The sequence below is a fragment of the Streptomyces sp. GL_140 genome, assembly GCF_057834465.1.
Genome location: NZ_CM174404.1, coordinates 3,394,165 through 3,410,380 on the forward strand (window position 1 = coordinate 3,394,165; position 16,216 = coordinate 3,410,380).

The 16,216-nt window shown below is 70.7% G+C and carries 14 protein-coding genes and 1 tRNA gene; 9 read left to right on the top strand and 6 right to left on the bottom strand.

Translation table 11 applies throughout. The features are described 5' to 3' along the window. The first annotated feature begins 32 nt into the window (after positions 1 to 32). The 5 genes from AC3IYJ_RS15715 (at position 33) to pth (ending at position 4,235) form a co-directional block, all read left to right on the top strand. Positions 33 to 104: transfer RNA gene (locus AC3IYJ_RS15715), tRNA-Gln, on the top strand. Between the two features lie 110 nt (positions 105 to 214). Continuing rightward, positions 215 to 1,660, top strand: a complete 1,446-nt coding sequence (gene glmU, locus AC3IYJ_RS15720; protein WP_489401909.1) for a bifunctional UDP-N-acetylglucosamine diphosphorylase/glucosamine-1-phosphate N-acetyltransferase GlmU — start codon at positions 215 to 217, stop codon at positions 1,658 to 1,660. A gap of 133 nt (positions 1,661 to 1,793) precedes the next feature. Next, the gene (locus AC3IYJ_RS15725) at positions 1,794 to 2,771 is read left to right on the top strand and encodes a ribose-phosphate diphosphokinase (RefSeq protein ID WP_215025702.1); all 978 of its coding nucleotides are present in this window, start codon (positions 1,794 to 1,796) and stop codon (positions 2,769 to 2,771) included. A gap of 206 nt (positions 2,772 to 2,977) precedes the next feature. After that, positions 2,978 to 3,553 carry a 50S ribosomal protein L25/general stress protein Ctc gene (locus tag AC3IYJ_RS15730; protein ID WP_489401910.1) on the top strand — a complete coding sequence of 192 codons (576 nt, stop codon included), beginning with the start codon at positions 2,978 to 2,980 and terminating at the stop codon, positions 3,551 to 3,553. Positions 3,554 to 3,644: 91 nt separating this feature from the next. Then, the gene (gene pth / locus AC3IYJ_RS15735) at positions 3,645 to 4,235 is read left to right on the top strand and encodes an aminoacyl-tRNA hydrolase (protein ID WP_327253105.1); all 591 of its coding nucleotides are present in this window, start codon (positions 3,645 to 3,647) and stop codon (positions 4,233 to 4,235) included. Positions 4,236 to 4,307: 72 nt separating this feature from the next. Here pth and ppc read toward each other — a convergent pair whose 3' ends face one another. Continuing rightward, complete coding sequence (gene ppc, locus AC3IYJ_RS15740; protein WP_489401911.1) at positions 4,308 to 7,073, bottom strand: phosphoenolpyruvate carboxylase; 2,766 nt, start codon at positions 7,071 to 7,073, stop codon at positions 4,308 to 4,310. Positions 7,074 to 7,461: 388 nt separating this feature from the next. On the opposite strand from ppc, the gene AC3IYJ_RS15745 reads away from it, so the two are divergent. The 3 genes from AC3IYJ_RS15745 (at position 7,462) to AC3IYJ_RS15755 (ending at position 11,116) form a co-directional block, all read left to right on the top strand. Beyond that, positions 7,462 to 8,442, top strand: a complete 981-nt coding sequence (locus tag AC3IYJ_RS15745; RefSeq protein WP_489401912.1) for an acyl-CoA desaturase — start codon at positions 7,462 to 7,464, stop codon at positions 8,440 to 8,442. Continuing rightward, positions 8,439 to 9,113: a TetR family transcriptional regulator gene (locus AC3IYJ_RS15750; RefSeq protein WP_371616233.1), complete on the top strand. Its 675-nt coding sequence runs from the start codon at positions 8,439 to 8,441 to the stop codon at positions 9,111 to 9,113. Before AC3IYJ_RS15745 ends, AC3IYJ_RS15750 begins: the two co-directional genes overlap by 4 nt. Before the next feature lie 260 nt (positions 9,114 to 9,373). Further along, positions 9,374 to 11,116, top strand: coding sequence for an FG-GAP repeat domain-containing protein (locus AC3IYJ_RS15755; protein ID WP_489401913.1), 1,743 nt, complete (start codon positions 9,374 to 9,376; stop codon positions 11,114 to 11,116). 72 nt (positions 11,117 to 11,188) lie between these two features. On the opposite strand, the gene AC3IYJ_RS15760 is transcribed toward AC3IYJ_RS15755, so the two are convergent. Beyond that, entirely contained in the window at positions 11,189 to 11,569 is a 381-nt protein-coding gene (locus AC3IYJ_RS15760; protein WP_489401914.1) for a VOC family protein, read from the bottom strand. A gap of 2 nt (positions 11,570 to 11,571) precedes the next feature. Continuing rightward, a complete protein-coding gene (locus AC3IYJ_RS15765) occupies positions 11,572 to 12,423 on the bottom strand; it encodes a trans-aconitate 2-methyltransferase (protein ID WP_489401915.1) in 852 nt (283 codons plus the stop codon). A 161-nt stretch (positions 12,424 to 12,584) separates the two neighbouring features. On the opposite strand from AC3IYJ_RS15765, the gene AC3IYJ_RS15770 reads away from it, so the two are divergent. Continuing rightward, positions 12,585 to 13,082, top strand: coding sequence for a MarR family winged helix-turn-helix transcriptional regulator (locus tag AC3IYJ_RS15770; RefSeq protein ID WP_330296761.1), 498 nt, complete (start codon positions 12,585 to 12,587; stop codon positions 13,080 to 13,082). Here AC3IYJ_RS15770 and AC3IYJ_RS15775 read toward each other — a convergent pair. The 3 genes from AC3IYJ_RS15775 to AC3IYJ_RS15785 form a co-directional block, all read right to left on the bottom strand. After that, positions 13,041 to 13,838, bottom strand: coding sequence for a LuxR C-terminal-related transcriptional regulator (locus AC3IYJ_RS15775; RefSeq protein WP_489401916.1), 798 nt, complete (start codon positions 13,836 to 13,838; stop codon positions 13,041 to 13,043). The genes AC3IYJ_RS15770 and AC3IYJ_RS15775 overlap by 42 nt on opposite strands. A 487-nt stretch (positions 13,839 to 14,325) precedes the next feature. Continuing rightward, positions 14,326 to 15,312: a UDP-glucose 4-epimerase GalE gene (gene galE, locus AC3IYJ_RS15780; RefSeq protein WP_489401917.1), complete on the bottom strand. Its 987-nt coding sequence runs from the start codon at positions 15,310 to 15,312 to the stop codon at positions 14,326 to 14,328. A gap of 96 nt (positions 15,313 to 15,408) precedes the next feature. Beyond that, positions 15,409 to 16,098 carry a response regulator transcription factor gene (locus AC3IYJ_RS15785; RefSeq protein ID WP_330300932.1) on the bottom strand — a complete coding sequence of 230 codons (690 nt, stop codon included), beginning with the start codon at positions 16,096 to 16,098 and terminating at the stop codon, positions 15,409 to 15,411. Positions 16,099 to 16,216 lie beyond the last annotated feature (118 nt).

Genomic DNA, 16,216 nt, shown 5'->3' on the forward strand with positions numbered 1-16,216 from the left:
GGACTTAATGTCCTATTTGGTTGAAATAGCACTCCCCTGTGGTGTAATTGGCAGCACTGAGGCTTTTGGTGCCTTAAGTTCGGGTTCGAGTCCTGACGGGGGAGCTTGGCCGGTACGGGTCCCGACTGCTCCAGTCGGGACCCGGCCTCGTTTCCGGGTCCTGACCCACCGGTATCCTTCACGGGTCCACCACCCGAAGCCGAAGGGCACACCCGTGAGCGCCAACCGCCCGGCAGCCGTCGTCGTACTCGCAGCGGGTGAAGGCACCCGCATGAAGTCGGCCACACCCAAGGTTCTGCACGAGATCAGCGGGCGCTCGCTCGTCGGTCACGTAGTCGCCGCCTCCCGCGAACTGGACCCCACCCACCTCGTCGTGGTCGTCGGCCACGCCCGCGAGCAGGTCACCGCGCACCTCGCCGCCATCGACGCCGACGTCCGCACCGCGGTCCAGTACGAGCAGAACGGCACCGGGCACGCAGTCCGGATGGCCCTCGAAGAGCTGGGCGGCGAGCCCGCCGGCACCGTGGTCGTCGTCTGCGGCGACACCCCGCTGCTGACCGGCGAGACCCTGGCCGCACTGACGGCGACGCACGAGGCCGACGGCAACGCCGTCACCGTGCTGACCGCCGAGGTCCCGGACTCCACCGGTTACGGCCGCATCGTCCGCGGCGCGGACGGCGCGGTCACCGCCATCGTCGAGCACAAGGACGCCACCGACGCCCAGCGGGCGATCCGCGAGATCAACTCCGGGGTCTTCGCCTTCGACGGCACCCTCCTCGCGGACGCCCTCGGCAAGGTCCGCACCGACAACAGCCAGGGCGAGGAGTACCTCACCGACGTGCTCGGCATCCTGCGCGAGGCCGGCCACCGCGTCGGCGCCGCCGTGGGCGCGGACCACCGGCAGATCCTGGGGATCAACAACCGGGTCCAGCTCGCCGAGGCCCGCGCGCTGCTCAACGCCCGCCTGCTGGAGCGCGCGATGCTCGCCGGCGTGACGATCGTCGACCCGGCCAGCACGCTCGTCGACGTGACCGTGACCTTCGGCCGCGACGCCGTCGTCCACCCGGGCACCCAGCTCCTGGGCACCACCCACGTCGCCGAAGAGGCCGAGGTCGGCCCGAACAGCCGCCTGACGGACACGCGCGTCGGCCCGCGGGCCCGTGTGGACAACACGGTGGCCGACACCGCCGTCGTCGGCGAGTCGGCGACCGTGGGTCCCTTCGCGTACCTGCGTCCGGGCACGAACCTCGGCGCGAAGGCCAAGGCCGGTACGTACGTGGAGATGAAGAACGCCACGATCGGCGAGGGCACCAAGGTCCCGCACCTCAGTTACGTCGGCGACGCGACGATCGGCGAGTACACGAACATCGGCGCGGCCAGCGTCTTCGTGAATTACGACGGTGAACACAAGCACCACACGACCGTCGGCTCACACTGCAAGACGGGTTCGGACAACATGTTTGTGGCTCCCGTCACGATCGGGGACGGCGCCTACACGGCCGCCGGGTCCGTGATCACCAAGGATGTGCCGCCCGGCGCACTGGCCGTGGCCCGTGGCCAGCAGCGGAATATCGAGGGCTGGGTGGCCCGCAAGCGTCCGGGAAGTGCCGCCGCGACAGCGGCTCAGTCGGCGGTCCACGAGGACTCCGACGAACGCTGAGGTGAACTGACCGGAAACGGCTACGCCCGAGACGGCGTACCGTGATAGGTGCACGCAATTCGGCTGGCTCACCGTGTGCGGGACGGACGCACACGGGGGCGAGCAGCTTTCCCACGTCTGAGGAGACAGTGCTGTGACCGGGATCAAGACGACCGGCGAGAAGAAGCTGATGCTCTTCTCCGGCCGCGCCCACCCCGAGCTGGCCGAGGAGGTCGCGCACCAGCTCGGTGTCGGCCTCGTGCCGACCAAGGCTTTCGACTTCGCGAACGGCGAGATCTACGTACGCTTCCAGGAGTCGGCTCGCGGCGCGGACTGCTTCCTGATCCAGAGCCACACGGCTCCGATCAACAAGTGGATCATGGAGCAGCTGATCATGATCGACGCGCTCAAGCGCGCGTCGGCACGCTCCATCACCGTGATCGTCCCGTCCTACGGGTACGCCCGCCAGGACAAGAAGCACAAGGGCCGCGAGCCGATCTCGGCCCGTCTGGTCGCCGACCTGCTCAAGACCGCGGGCGCCGACCGCATCCTGACGGTCGACCTGCACACGGACCAGATCCAGGGCTTCTTCGACGGCCCGGTCGACCACCTTTCGGCCCTGTCGGTCCTCGCGGACTACGTCGGTGCCAAGGTCGACCGCGCCAAGCTGACGATCGTCTCCCCGGACGCCGGCCGCGTGCGCGTGGCCGACCGCTGGTGCGACCGCCTGGACGCGCCGCTGGCGATCGTCCACAAGCGCCGCGACAAGGACGTCGCCAACCAGGTGACCGTCCACGAGGTCGTCGGTGAGGTCAAGGGCCGCGTCTGCGTCCTGGTCGACGACATGATCGACACGGGTGGCACCATCTGCGCCGCGGCCGACGCGCTCTTCGCGCACGGCGCGGAGGACGTCATCGTGACGGCCACGCACGGCATCCTGTCGGGCCCGGCCGCCGACCGCCTGAAGAACTCCAAGGTCAGCGAGTTCGTGTTCACGAACACCCTGCCGGACCCGTCCGACCTGGAGCTCGACAAGATCACGGTGCTGTCCATCGCCCCGATGATCGCCCGCGCGGTGCGCGAGGTCTTCGAGGACGGCTCGGTCACCAGCCTGTTCGAAGAGCAGCAGTAGGAACAGCGGTGGGAGCAGCCGCTCCTCGCTAGATCCTTTTTGGGTACGGCCTCCCCGCCGGGTACACTCCTTGAGTTGCTCGGCGAGGGAGGCCGTACCTGTTTTCGAACGGGTTCCGGTGCTCCGTTATCGACGCGCTCTTCGTAGCAGGCCGTGTTCCGGCCGGGTGACTATCGTCCATTTCCGTCACCCCACGAGGAGTGAGCATGTCCGAGATCAAGCTTTCCGCGAAGACCCGCACCCAGTTCGGCAAGGGCGCCGCCCGCCAGGCCCGCCGCGACGGCATGGTTCCCGGCGTCATCTACGGCCACGGCACCGAGCCGAAGCACGTCGACGTCGAGGGCCACGGCCTGCAGCTGGCGCTCCGCACCGCCAACGTCCTGATCTCCCTGGACATCGTGGACGGCGGCACCGAGCTGGTCATCCCGAAGGCCGTTCAGAAGCACCCGCTGAAGCGCTCGATCTCCCACGTCGACTACCTGATCGTCAAGAAGGGCGAGAAGGTCACCGTCGACGTCGCGATCGTCACCGAGGGCGACCTGGCCGCGGGCAACAACATGCTGGAGACCCTCCAGAACACGATCTCGGTCGAGGCCGAGGCCACCAACATCCCGACCGAGGTCACCGTCTCCATCGCGGGCCTCGAGGCCGGCGCCACCGTGCACGCCAAGGACCTGGTCCTCCCGGTCGGCACCACGCTGGCCGTCGACGGCGAGCTCGCCGTCCTCCAGGTCGTCGCCCCGCAGGGCGAGGAGCCGGCCGCCGAGGGTTCCGAGGCCTGAGTCTCGCCTCTCCCCCTCAGCACTTGCTGAACGACCGCCGTCCGGCTCCACTGGAGCGGGACGGCGGTCGTCTTCGTATAAGGAGCTTTTGATGTCGGACGACGCGGCGCCCTGGCTGATCGTGGGGCTCGGGAACCCGGGTGCGGAGTACGCAGGCAACCGCCACAACATCGGTTTCATGGTGGCCGACCTGCTGGCGGAGCGGATGCGCGGGAAGTTCAAGGCGCACAAGGCCCGCGCACAGGTGGTGGAGGGCCGCATGGGCCCGCCGGGACCCCTGAACCGGCGGGTGGTGCTGGCCAAGCCCATGTCGTTCATGAACCTGTCCGGCGGCCCGGTGACGGCGCTGCGGGACTTCTACAAGGTTCCGCTCGACCGGATCATCGCCGTCCACGACGAGCTGGACATCGACTACCCGACGCTGCGCCTGAAGCTGGGCGGCGGGGACAACGGCCACAACGGTCTGAAGTCGATGACGAAGTCCATGGGCCCGGACTACCACCGGGTCCGCTGCGGCATCGGCCGCCCGCCCGGCCGCATGCAGGTCGCGGACTTCGTGCTGAAGGACTTCTCCTCCACGGAGCGCAAGGAACTGGACTGGTTCGTGGACCGGTCGGCGGACGCCGTGGAGTGCCTGATCCAGGAGGGCCTGGAGCGCGCCCAGTCCACCTACAACAGCTGATCCGTGGGCGAATGAGTGAGGGGCCCGTGCACCGGATGGTGCACGGGCCCCTCACTCATGTACGTCCGGACGTCAGCCGGTGTTGCGCAGGCCCGCCGCGACACCGTTGACGGTCAGGAGCAGGGCCCGCGACAGGATCGGGTCCGCTTCCTCGCCGCGCTCGGCGGCCGCCCGCTGGCGGGCCAGCAGGGAGACCTGGAGGTAGGAGATCGGGTCCAGGTAGGCGTCGCGGACCGAGAAGGTCTGCTGGAGCACCGGGTTGGAGTCGAGGAGCTTCTCGCCCCCGGTGATCCGCAGGACCTCGCGGACGGTGAGCTCGTGCTCGGCCTCGATGCGGGCGAAGACGTGCTTGAGCTCCTCGGGCACGAGGGTGTCGACGTAGTGGCGGGCGATCCGCAGATCCGTCTTGGCCAGCGTCATCTCGACGTTGGAGAGGAAGTTGCGGAAGAAGTGCCAGCGCTCGCCCATCTCGGCCAGCGCGTCGCCCCGGCCCGCCTCGCGCAGGGCCTTGAGGCCCGACCCGACCCCGTACCAGCCGGGGACGATCTGGCGGGACTGGGTCCAGCCGAAGACCCACGGGATGGCGCGCAGGCCGTCGAGGCCCGCGCCCGAGTCGGGGCGGCGCGAGGGGCGGGAGCCCAGGTGCAGGTCGGCGAGCTGGTCCACCGGGGTGGCGGCGAAGAAGTACGCCGGCAGGTCCGGGTCCTCGACGAGCGCGCGGTACGCGTTGTGCGCCGCGTCCGAGACGGTGTCCATGGCCTCGTCCCAGCGGGCCAGGTCCTCGTCGGACTGCCGGGGCGCGGTGTGCAGGGCGGAGGCCTGGAGGGTCGCCGCGACGGTCAGCTCCAGGTTCTCGCGGGCCAGCGAGGGCACGAGGTACTTGTCGGAGATGACCTCGCCCTGCTCGGTGACCTTGATCTCGCCCTCCAGGGTGCCCCAGGGCTGCGCGAGGATCGCGTCGTGCGAGGGGCCGCCACCGCGGCCGACGGTGCCGCCGCGGCCGTGGAAGAGGCGCAAGCGCACGCCGTAGCGGTGGGCCACGTCGCGCAGTCGGCGCTGGGCGCGGTGGATCTCCCACTGGGAGGTGGTGATGCCGCCGAACTTGGAGGAGTCGGAGTAGCCGAGCATGACCTCCTGGACGTCGCCGCGCAGCGAGACGAGGCGCCGGTAGGAGGGGTCGGCAAGCATCTCGTCGAGGATGACGTCGGCGGCCTTGAGCTCGTCGGTGGTCTCCAGGAGCGGGACGATGCCGATCTTGGCCCAGCCGCCGTGCAGGTCGATGAGGCCGGCCTCGCGGGCCAGGACGGCCGCGGCGAAGACGTCGTCGGCGCCCTGGCACATCGAGATGATGTAGGACTCGATGACCTCGGGGCCGAACTTCTCGAAGGCGTCCTTGATGGCGCCGAAGACGCCGAGGGTCTTCTGCCCGGCGGCGTCGAGCGGTGCCGGGGTGGGCGCCAGCGGGCGGCGCGAGCGCAGCTCCTTGGCGAGCAGCTTGCCGCGGTAGTCGCGGGGCATGTCGGCGTAGCGCCAGGACTCCTCGCCGAGCCGGTCGAAGAGCTGGCCGAGCGCGTGGTGGTGGGCGTCCGCGTGCTCGCGCACGTCCATGGTGGCGAGCTGGAGGCCGAAGGCGGCCAGCGTGCGGATGGTGCGGTCCATGCGGCCGTCGGCGAAGAGAGCGCCGCGGTGTTCGCGCAGGGAGGTCTGGATGAGGGTGAGGTCGGTGAGCAGCTCGGCGGTGCCGAGGTAGTCGCGGCCTTCCTCGTGCGGGGTGCCCTTGGCGAGGCGCTCGCGGGTGTTGACGAGCTTCTGGCGGATGCAGGTGGCCTTGAGGCGGTACGGCTCCTCGGCGTTCAGCCGCTTGTAGCGCGGGCTGATCTCGGGGAGGCGCTCCAGGTCGGCCTGGAGGGAGGTGAGGAGTTCCTCGGTGGCGCCGGTGTAGCGGATGGAGTTCGACAGCAGTCCGCGCAGGAAGTCGATGAGTTCCAGCGCGTCGGTGATGCCGTGCTCGTGCTGGAGGATCAGGACGTCCCGGGTCACCTCGGGGGTGACGTTGGGGTTGCCGTCGCGGTCGCCGCCGATCCAGGTGCCGAAGGTGAGCGGGCGGGTGCCGGCGGGGATCTCGATGCCGACCCGCTGGAGCTCCGCGGCGAGGTCCTCGAGTACGTCGCCGACGGCGCCGGCATGCAGCTCGTCGAGGTAGTAGATGGCGTTGCGGGCCTCGTCGGCGGGCTCGGGGCGGACCACGCGCAGCTCGTCGGTCTGCCAGACGAGGTCGATGTTCTCGGCGAGGCGCAGGTCGTGGCGGCGGCGTTCGCCGGCGCCCGCGACGGGCTCCTCCAGCAGCGCGGCGATGCGGCGCAGCTTGTTCAGGACGCTGCGGCGGGCCGCCTCGGTGGGGTGCGCGGTGAAGACCGGGCGGACGTTGAGGTTCTTGACCGTCTCGCGCAGGTGGTCGGGGTCGGCGTCCTTGAGCATGTCGGCCGTGCGGGCCAGCAGGCCGCCTTCGGCGGCGCGGTGGGCGCGCAGCTCCTTGCCGCGGTGCACCTGCTCGGTGACGTTGGCGAGGTGGAAGTAGGTGGAGAAGGCGCGCACCAGCTTGGCGGCGGTCTGCAGGTCGGTGTCGCCGAGCAGCGCGGCCGCGGCGATGCCGTCGGTGCGGGTGAGGGCCCGGACGCGTTCGACCAGGTCGAGGAGGTCTTGGCCCTCCTGGCGGACGATGGTCTCGCCGAGGAGGTCGCCGAGGCGGCGGATGTCGGCGCGCAGCTCGGCGTTGGCGGCTGCGACGGCGGTGTTCGAGAGGGCCTCGGTGGAGGGGGCCTGGTCGGCACTGCTCACAGGTGCGGCTCCTTGCAGTGTTTTCGAGCGCTACTGGGAGGTGGGCTCCGGGGCTGTGCGCGGCATCGCCGCTCCTGATGCGCAGCTCGGGCTGCCCGTGCGGACCGCGCTGTCCGACGACACCAGGATAGGTGTCCGGTCCTCGTGCCTCGGTATATGTGTCATCAGGCGGGACGGCACCGCGGTGCGGGTGGGGCAGGTGGGGCCGAAGGGCCCGCGGCGACGGGCCCGGGGGCCCCGTGGCGCCCGGGCCGCGGGACACGGCGGCGGGCGCGCTCCTCTTGCCGCGGGCAGGACCTTTGCCATACTTACGTTGCCGTAGGTTACGGGTCCGTAGGGATCGTGGCCGGGCGGCGCGCCTCCCGACTCCTCACCCTCAGGGGACCCCATGACCATCAGTCCCGACGTGATCGAGGGTGCCTCGGCGCCCTCCGACGCGTCCGCGCCCTCCGCGACCCTGGGCGGTGAGAGCAAGAGGTCCGTCGAGCAGCTGGCGCTGCTGCTGTTCATCACCGTTCCCTTCGTCGCCCTGCTCGGCGCGATCCCGCTGGCCTGGGGCTGGGGGGTGAGCTGGCTGGACGTGGGCCTGATGGTCTTCATGTACTTCCTGGCCTGCCACGGCATCACCATCGGCTTCCACCGCTACTTCACGCACGGCTCCTTCAAGGCGAAGCGGCCGCTGCGGATCGCGCTGGCGGTCATGGGCTCGATGGCGGTGGAGGGTCCGCTGGTGCGCTGGGTGGCCGATCACCGCAAGCACCACAAGTACTCCGACCACGAGGGCGACCCGCATTCGCCGTGGCGCTTCGGCGAGACGGTGCCGGCCCTGATGAAGGGCCTGTGGTGGGCGCACATCGGGTGGCTCTTCGACGAGGAGCAGACCAACCAGCAGAAGTACGCCCCGGACCTGATCAAGGACCCGGCGATCCGCCGCATCTCGCGCGACTTCGTCTGGTGGACGATCTTCTCGCTGGCGATCCCGCCGGTCGTGGGCGGCCTGGTGACGATGTCCTGGTGGGGCGCCTTCACCGCGTTCTTCTGGGGCTCCCTGGTGCGGGTCGCCCTGCTGCACCACGTGACGTGGTCGATCAACTCGATCTGCCACGCCGTGGGCAAGCGCCCGTTCAAGTCCCGTGACCGCTCCGGGAACGTCTGGTGGCTGGCGGTGCTGTCCTGCGGCGAGTCCTGGCACAACCTGCACCACGCCGACCCGACCTCGGCCCGGCACGGTGTGCTGCGCGGCCAGGTCGACTCCAGCGCGCGGCTGATCCGTTGGTTCGAACAGCTGGGCTGGGCGTCCGACGTGCGCTGGCCGTCCGAGGAGCGCATCGACGCCCGGCGCAAGGAAGAGACGTCGAACGCGGCATGATGGGGGGCGTGGCGATCGACGGCAGCAGTTCCAGCAGCGACAAGCCCAGGCGGTCCCGCCGGGTCCGGATGACGGGCGCGGAGCGGCGCCAGCAACTGCTGGACATCGGCCGCATCCTGTTCGCCGAGAAGGGCTTCGAGGGCACGTCGGTGGAGGAGATCGCGGCCAAGGCCGGGGTGTCCAAGCCGGTGGTCTACGAGCACTTCGGCGGCAAGGAGGGCCTCTACGCGGTCGTCGTGGACCGGGAGATGCGCCAGCTGCTGGACGGGGTGACGGGTGCGCTGACGGCCGGGCATCCGCGGGAGCTCCTGGAGCAGGCGGCATTCGCCCTGCTGGACTACATCGAGAACTACACGGACGGTTTCCGGATCCTGGTCCGGGACTCCCCGGTGGCCCAGTCGACGGGTACGTTCGCCTCGCTGATCAGCGATATCGCCACCCAGGTCGAGGACATCCTGGGCCTGGAGTTCAAGGCCCGCGGCTTCGACCCGAAGCTGGCCCCGCTGTACGCGCAGGCGCTGGTCGGGATGGTGGCGCTGACCGGGCAGTGGTGGCTGGAGACGCGTCGGCCGAAGAAGGCGGAGGTGGCGGCGCACCTGGTGAACCTGGCCTGGCACGGGCTGGAGAACCTGGAGGCGAAGCCCCGGCTGGTGGGCCACCGCAAGAGCTGAACCCACTCGCCCGCTCGCGCTGCGTGAGCAGGGACGGTGCACCTGGTGCCCGGGTCGGGAGACCCGGGCACCACTGCGTTCTGAACGCGATCAAAATCGCGTCCTTAATCGCTAGGGCAACACGCGCCACACAGGTAGTCTTCGTTTACTTCCCGGGGGGGAATGCCGTCCCACGTGCAGCGCAGTACCTCCGCGCGCCGTGACGAGTGCGTTCAGCCCGGTTTCGCCTGAATTTTTACCAGGGAGACCTCTTGTCTTTCATGCGCTCCACGCGCTCCGGCCGCATCGCGGCCTGCACCGCCCTCGCCCTTGCGGCGGGCATGATCCTTTCCGGTCCGGTCTCGGCCGCCGAAAAGCCGGTCCCCGCCCCGAAGGCCGAGCGGCCGGCGACCATCGAACGCCCGACGGGCGTCCGGCCGAAGGCCCCCGCGCCCAAGGCCAAGAACCTGCAGCGCAGCGCCGAGGGCGTGGCGGGCGCGGCGGCCGCCGCGATCACGCCGCTGCTCGACGTCGACATGGACGGCAATCAGGACATCCTGTACCGCGGTCTCAACGGCAAGACGTACCTGAAGACCTTCAACGACGCCACGGACCCGGAGTTCGTCGTCGCGGGCGCCGCCGCCGGCTCCAAGTACGACGAGGACTTCAAGGACGTCATCACGCCCGGCGACCTCGACCACGACGGGCACCCGGAGCTCCTGACGCTCTCCGTCGACGGCCAGCTGGCGCTGCTGACGGCGGGCAAGTACAGCGCCTCGCGCACCGGCTGGTTCGGCGGCGGCTGGAACATCTACAACAAGGTCACCGGTGTCGGCGATGTGACCGGCGACGGCAACGCGGACCTGCTGGCCCGCACGCCCAACGGCGCCATGTACCTGTACCCGGGCAACGGCACGGCCGATTCGCGCAGCCCCTACGGCGACCGGATCTCCCTCGGCAGCGGCTGGGACATCTACTCCCAGATCCTCGGCGGCGGCGACTTCAACGCCGACGGCAAGCCCGACCTCCTGGTGACCTCCGCGGAGGGCGGCCTGTTCGTCTACCCGGGCAACGGCAGCAACAGCTTCGGCGACCGCGTCTCCCTCGGCGGCGGCTGGAACATGTACAACCAGTTCCAGCTGCTCACCTCCACCCAGGGCGCCACCTGGCTCACGGGCCGCGACTCCACCGGCAAGATGTGGGCCTACGCCGCGAACGGCGCCAACGGCTTCGGTGACCGCTTCGCGATGGGCACCGGCTGGCAGTACACCAACCTGTTCGCCGGCCAGGGCGGCGTGCCCGCGCACGGCCGCTCCGAGCTCCTCGCCCGCACCGGCGACGGCGCCGTCTTCGCCTACTTCGGCAAGATGGACGGCGGCTTCTCCGACCGACAGAACATCCTGTCGAGCGGCGAAGCGCCGGTGGACCAGGTCGGCATGGCCGTGGCGTCCTCCTTCGGCCGCCAGAACACCGGCAACTGGCTCTTCTGGGGTGGTGGCCAGCTCTACAGCGACAACAACCTCGTCGGTGGCGGCTGGGACATCTACAACTCCCTCGTCGGCGTGGGCGACATCAACGGCGACGGCCTCGGTGACCTGCTGGCCCGCGACAAGTCGAACGTGCTGTGGCTCTACCCGAGCATCGGCAACGGCTACCAGTTCCGCGACCGCATCCGCCTCGGCGGCGGCTGGGACATCTACAACAAGCTCTTCGGCGCCGGCGACGTGACCGGCGACGGCCGCGCCGACCTGATCGCCCGCGGCAACGACGGCACGCTGTGGGTCTACCCGGGCAACGGCAGCAACAGCTTCGGTGACCGCATCAAGGCCGGCACCGGCTGGAACGGCATGGGCAAGCTGGCCGCGGTCGGCGACATCACCGGTGACGGTCTCACCGACATCGTGGCCGTCGACTCCTCCGGCAGCGCGTACCTGTACAAGGCGTCGGGCCTGAAGGGCATGAACACCTTCGGGAGCCGCATCGCCCTCGGTGGCGGCTGGAACGCCTACGTGGAACTGCACTAGTCGGTCCCGCACCTACGACGGCGCCCCGTCACCGGATCTCCGGTGGCGGGGCGCCGTCGTAGGTGCGGGGGTTCAGCCCGCGCGGGGCTCCGGGCTGTGCGGTTCGAGGAACTCCAGCCTGTTCCCGACCGGGTCCTCGGAGTAGAAGCGGCGGTGGCCCGGGAGGTCGTGGTCCCAGACGACCTCGGCGCCGCGTTCCTCCAGTCTGCTCGCGTACGCCTCGATGCCGGTGACCCTGAGGCCCGGGTGGGCCTTGCGGGCGGGGCGGAAGTCCTCCTCCACGCCGAGGTGGAGCTGGACGGGCCCGGCGGCGAACCAGCAGCCGCCACGGGCCGCGAGCGCCGGCGGCTTGGGCAGCTCGGTCATGCCGAGCACGTCGGTGTAGTAGGCGCGCAGCCGGTCCTCCGAGCCGGGCGGCGCGGCGAGCTGTACGTGGTCCACTGCGGCGAGCATGGTCAGGCCCCCTTGCGGGCTACGGCGAAGATGCGCCGGAACGGGAAGACGGTGCCGCGCGGGCCCGGCGGGTAGGCGTGGCGCAGCAGGGTGCGGTACTCCTCCAGGAAGGCGTCCACCGCTTCGCGGTCGTCGCCCAGTGCGGTCAGCACGGGCCGCAGCGCGGTGCCCTTGACCCAGTCCAGTACCGGGTCGGTGCCTTCGAGCAGCTGGTGGTAGGTGGTTTCCCAGACGTCGGCGGTGCAGCCGAGTTCGGTGAACCGCTCCAGGTATCCGGCCGGTTCGAGGATGTGGATGTAGCGGGCCCCGTGTCCGGCGAGCCGGGCCCGCCAGCGCGGGGTGTCGCACAGCTCGGCGAGGATCCGGTGGCTGGGGGCGGTGAAGTTGCCGGGGATCTGGAAGGCGAAGGTGCCTCCGGGGCGCAGTCCGTTGGTCCAGGCGGCGAAGGATCCCGGGTGGCCCGGGACCCACTGGAGGGCGGCGTTGGAGACGATCAGGTCGTAGGGCTCCTCGGGGAGCCAGTCGGCCAGGTCTCCGTGGCGGAAGTCGAGGACGCCGCCTCCGCCGGTGGGGCCCGCGTACTCGGCACTCGCGCGGTGGAGCATCTCAGGAGAGAGGTCGTATCCGGTGATGTGGGCTTCGGGCCAGCGGTCGGCGATGAGCGCGGTGACGTTGCCGGGGCCGCAGCCGAGGTCGGCGATCCGGGCGGGCTTCGAGGGGAGCTCCGGTATGCGGTTCAGGAGATCGAGGAAGGGGCGGGCCCGGTGGCCGGCGTGCCGGAGGTATTGCTGTGGGTCCCACGTGGGTGCTGTGGGTGCCGTGGGCACGCCGGTGGCTGCGGTGTCGGAATGCATGTTCGAGCCTCCTTGCTGGCAATGCGGTCGGATGCGGAAGCCGCTCCGGCCCCCTCCATGCCCCATGGTCGCCGAGAATATATCTTGACGTCAAGATACATGATATCGAGATACTCGATTTGAAGAGACTTCATGTCGACAGACCCTTTACACTGATCGGCATGGAGGACGAGGTCGACCGACTGGTCGCGGCATGGCGGCGGGAACGCCCTGACCTCGACGTGGAACCACTCGAGGTGCTCAGCCGCGTCAGCAGGCTCGCGCGCCACCTCGACCGCGCCCGCAGGCTGGCTTTCTCCGAGCACGGCCTGGAGCCGTGGGAGTTCGATGTCTTGACCTCGCTGCGGCGCGCGGGCGCGCCCTACCAGCTCTCGCCCGGCCAGCTGCTGACCCAAACCCTGGTCACCTCCGGCACCATGACCAACCGCATCGACCGGCTGGCCAAGAAGGGCCTCGTCGAGCGGCTGCCCGACCCCAGCGACCGGCGCGGGGTCCTGGTCCGCCTCACCCCCGAGGGCCGCGACCGCGCCGACCAGGCGCTCGCCGGGCTGCTGGCCCAGGAGCGGGCGATCCTGGCCCAGCTCTCGCGTACCCAGCGCGGCGATCTCGCCGCGCTGCTACGCCAGTTGACCGCTCCGTTCGACAACCTCCCCGGCTAGCGCCGGTCCCGGCAGAGCGGGCAGTCCCGGCAGGTCCGCGGGGCGTACGCCGGCCCGTCTGGCCAGGGCCACCGCCGCGAGCGTGGAGTGGACACCGAGCTTTCCCAGCACGTTCTGCATGTGGGTGCGGACGGTGTGGGGGGAGAGGAACAGCCGCGCGGCCACGTCCTTGCGGCCCAGCCCCGCCACCATGCAGCGCAGCACCTCGTGCTCCCGCGGAGTCAGGGACTCCACGAGCCGCTCGCTGTCCGTACGGTGCTTTCGTGCGGCCGTCAGTTCACGGAGCACTCCGGTGAGCAGCGCGGGCGGAAGGTGCGTCTCCTCGCGCAGGACTCCGCGGATAACGGCGAGGAGCCGCGAGAGCGAGCAGTCCTTCGCCACCCACCCGGAGGCCCCTGCCTGGAGTGCGAGGGCGGCCCGGCGGGGGTCGTCGCGCTCGGCGAGGACCACCGCCCGGACCCCGGGGTGCGAGACCCGCACGCCCGCCACCAGCGCGATCCCGTCGGCGCCGGGTGGCGGCCCGGAACCGGCCTCCCGCTGGCTCGGGACGGCTCCGGCGACGGCGGCGAGGTCTGCGTCGACCAGGACCACGTCGAAGCGGCGGCCCTCGGTGACGGCGCGTTCGAGGCAGCGCAGCGCGGCAGGGCCACTGCCGGCCGCGGACACGTCCACGTCCGGCTCGGCCGCGAGTGCGGCGGCGAGAGATTCGGCGAAGATGCGGTGATCGTCGACCACGAGTACCCGGATACGGACCATAAAACCCCCAAGGGTCGGGGAACGGACAGCTGCGGGTACGGCGCCCGGACCGGGTGATCCGCAGTCGCCGCGGCCGCCGCCGTGACATATCTGCACTACCCCGGACCGGACGTCGTACCCGACTTGTCTCGACCCCTGAATCAACACCGGCCCCCACCGGTGTCACGCATCAGCGTAGGCCCGGGGTGGCTCGCAGTTGGCCGAATTGCAGAAGTTTTCCAAGGGATTTTCCTGCGGGGCATCCCCAGGGGGGCTTTGCGGTGGCTTGAAATCGACTGCCTCCGGAGCCCGTAAGAGGCATTCCGGACCGGGGTGTGCCACGGGCAGTTGCACGGGGAGCATTTCACCCGGCGTGTGCACGCCGGGCGCCCGCGCAGAGCGCCCGCCCACGGCGCACCACGAACATGTGCACGCCCCCGCGCCCACGCCGGAAGAAGCGCAGGCACGGGGGCGTGCGGGCAACGGGTGCCCGAAGCCTCGTACGGGGTCAGCTGGTTCGGGAGCGGTGGGCGCGCAGGAAGTCCCAGGCGTCCGTCACGATCCCGGTGAGGTCCGAGCGGCTCGGGGTCCATCCGAGGCGCTCGTGGGCCGTCCTGGCGGAGGCGACGAGCACCGCCGGGTCGCCGGCCCGGCGCGGGGCCAGGACCTCGGGGATCTCCTTGCCGGTGACCTTGCGGACGGTCTCGACGACCTCGCGGACCGAAAACCCGCTGCCGTTGCCGAGGTTGCACACCAGGTGCTCCCCGGAGGCCGCGACCCGCAGGGCGGCCAGGTGGGCCTCCGCCAGGTCGGCGACGTGGATGTAGTCGCGCACACAGGTGCCGTCGGGGGTCGGGTAGTCGTCCCCGAACACCGAGATCGCCTCCCGCTCGCCCAGGGCCACTTGCAGGACCAGCGGGATCAGGTGCGACTCGGGGTCGTGGCGCTCGCCGAACTCCCCGTAGGCCCCGGCCACGTTGAAGTAGCGCAGGGACACCGCCGCGAGGCCGTGGGCCACGCACTCCCCCGCGATCATGTGGTCGACGGCCAGCTTCGAAGCCCCGTACGGGTTGGTCGGCGCGGTGACCGAGGACTCGGTCAGGGGGCCGTCGCCGCCCGGCTCCCCGTAGGTCGCGGCGGTGGAGGAGAACACCAGCCTGGCCACGCCCGCATCGCGCATCGCGGCCAGCAGGGCCATGGTGCCGCCGACGTTGTTCGCCCAGTACTTGCCGGGGTTCACCACCGACTCGCCGACCTGCGAGGAGGCCGCGAAGTGCAGCACCGCGTCGTAGGAGGGGTCCAGGTACTCGGCCGCGTCCTGGACCCGGCCCTCGATGAACGCGGCGCCTGCCGGCACCCCTTCGCGGAATCCGGTGGACAGGTCGTCGAGGACCGTGACCTCGTGGCCCGCCTCCAGGAGGTGGGCGGCGACCACGCCGCCCACGTATCCGGCTCCGCCGGTGACCAGGTACTTGGAAGACGCCGTCTCGCTCACGTGCCTACTGCCTCTCGCCGGGGACCGCATGCACCGTGCGCATGCTGGGTACCGGCATACCCGATCGCGCCCCGCCGGGGAAATCCGCGGACCGCATCAGAGCGAAGCGGCCCCGGGGCGCGGCAGTACGGCCCGGTCCAGCAGCCCGGTACGGGCGGCCAGCGCGGCCGCCTCCAGCCGCGAGCCCACGCCCAGCTTCATCAGCACCCGCTGTACGTGCGTGCGCGCGGTGCTCGGCGCGATGGCCATGCCCGCGGCGATGAGCCGGGTGTCCTCGCCCTCCGCGACCCGGACCAGGACCTCCACCTCCCGCGGGGTGAGCAGCCGCAGCAGCCTGCCGCCCTCGTCGTCGGGCTGGGCCGAGGGGTTGAGGAGTTCGGCGAACGCCCCCTGCAACAGCTGCGGGGCGATGGCCACTTCACCCGCCCTGGCCTTGGCCAGGGCCCGCTCCACGCCCTCGATGCGCTCGTCGTGGCGCACGTACCCGGAGGCGCCCGCGGCGAAGGCCGCCGCGATGCCGCGCGGGCTCGGCACCGGCCCGAGGACGACCACGGCGATCTGCGGACGCTCCCGCTTGATCCGCACGATCGGCTCGAAGACCCCCGGCTCGGCGGGGGTGGCGGTGCCCAGCAGGCAGACCTCCGGAGCCCGGCTGATGACCAGTTCGGCGGCGCCCGCCGCCGGGGCGGCTGCCGCCAGGACCCGGTGGCCGCGCAGTTTCAGGGCCGAGGCGAGCGCCTCGGCCAGTAGCCGGTGCTCGTCGACCACCATGACCCGTACGCCCATTGAGGCACCCACCCCCGACCCTTCTGACCCGGCAAGCTACACGCTTGTTCGACGGTGTGGTGCGGATACCGCACAGAAGCCCCCGGAAGGACGGACCTTCCGGGGGCTTCCGAAGCGT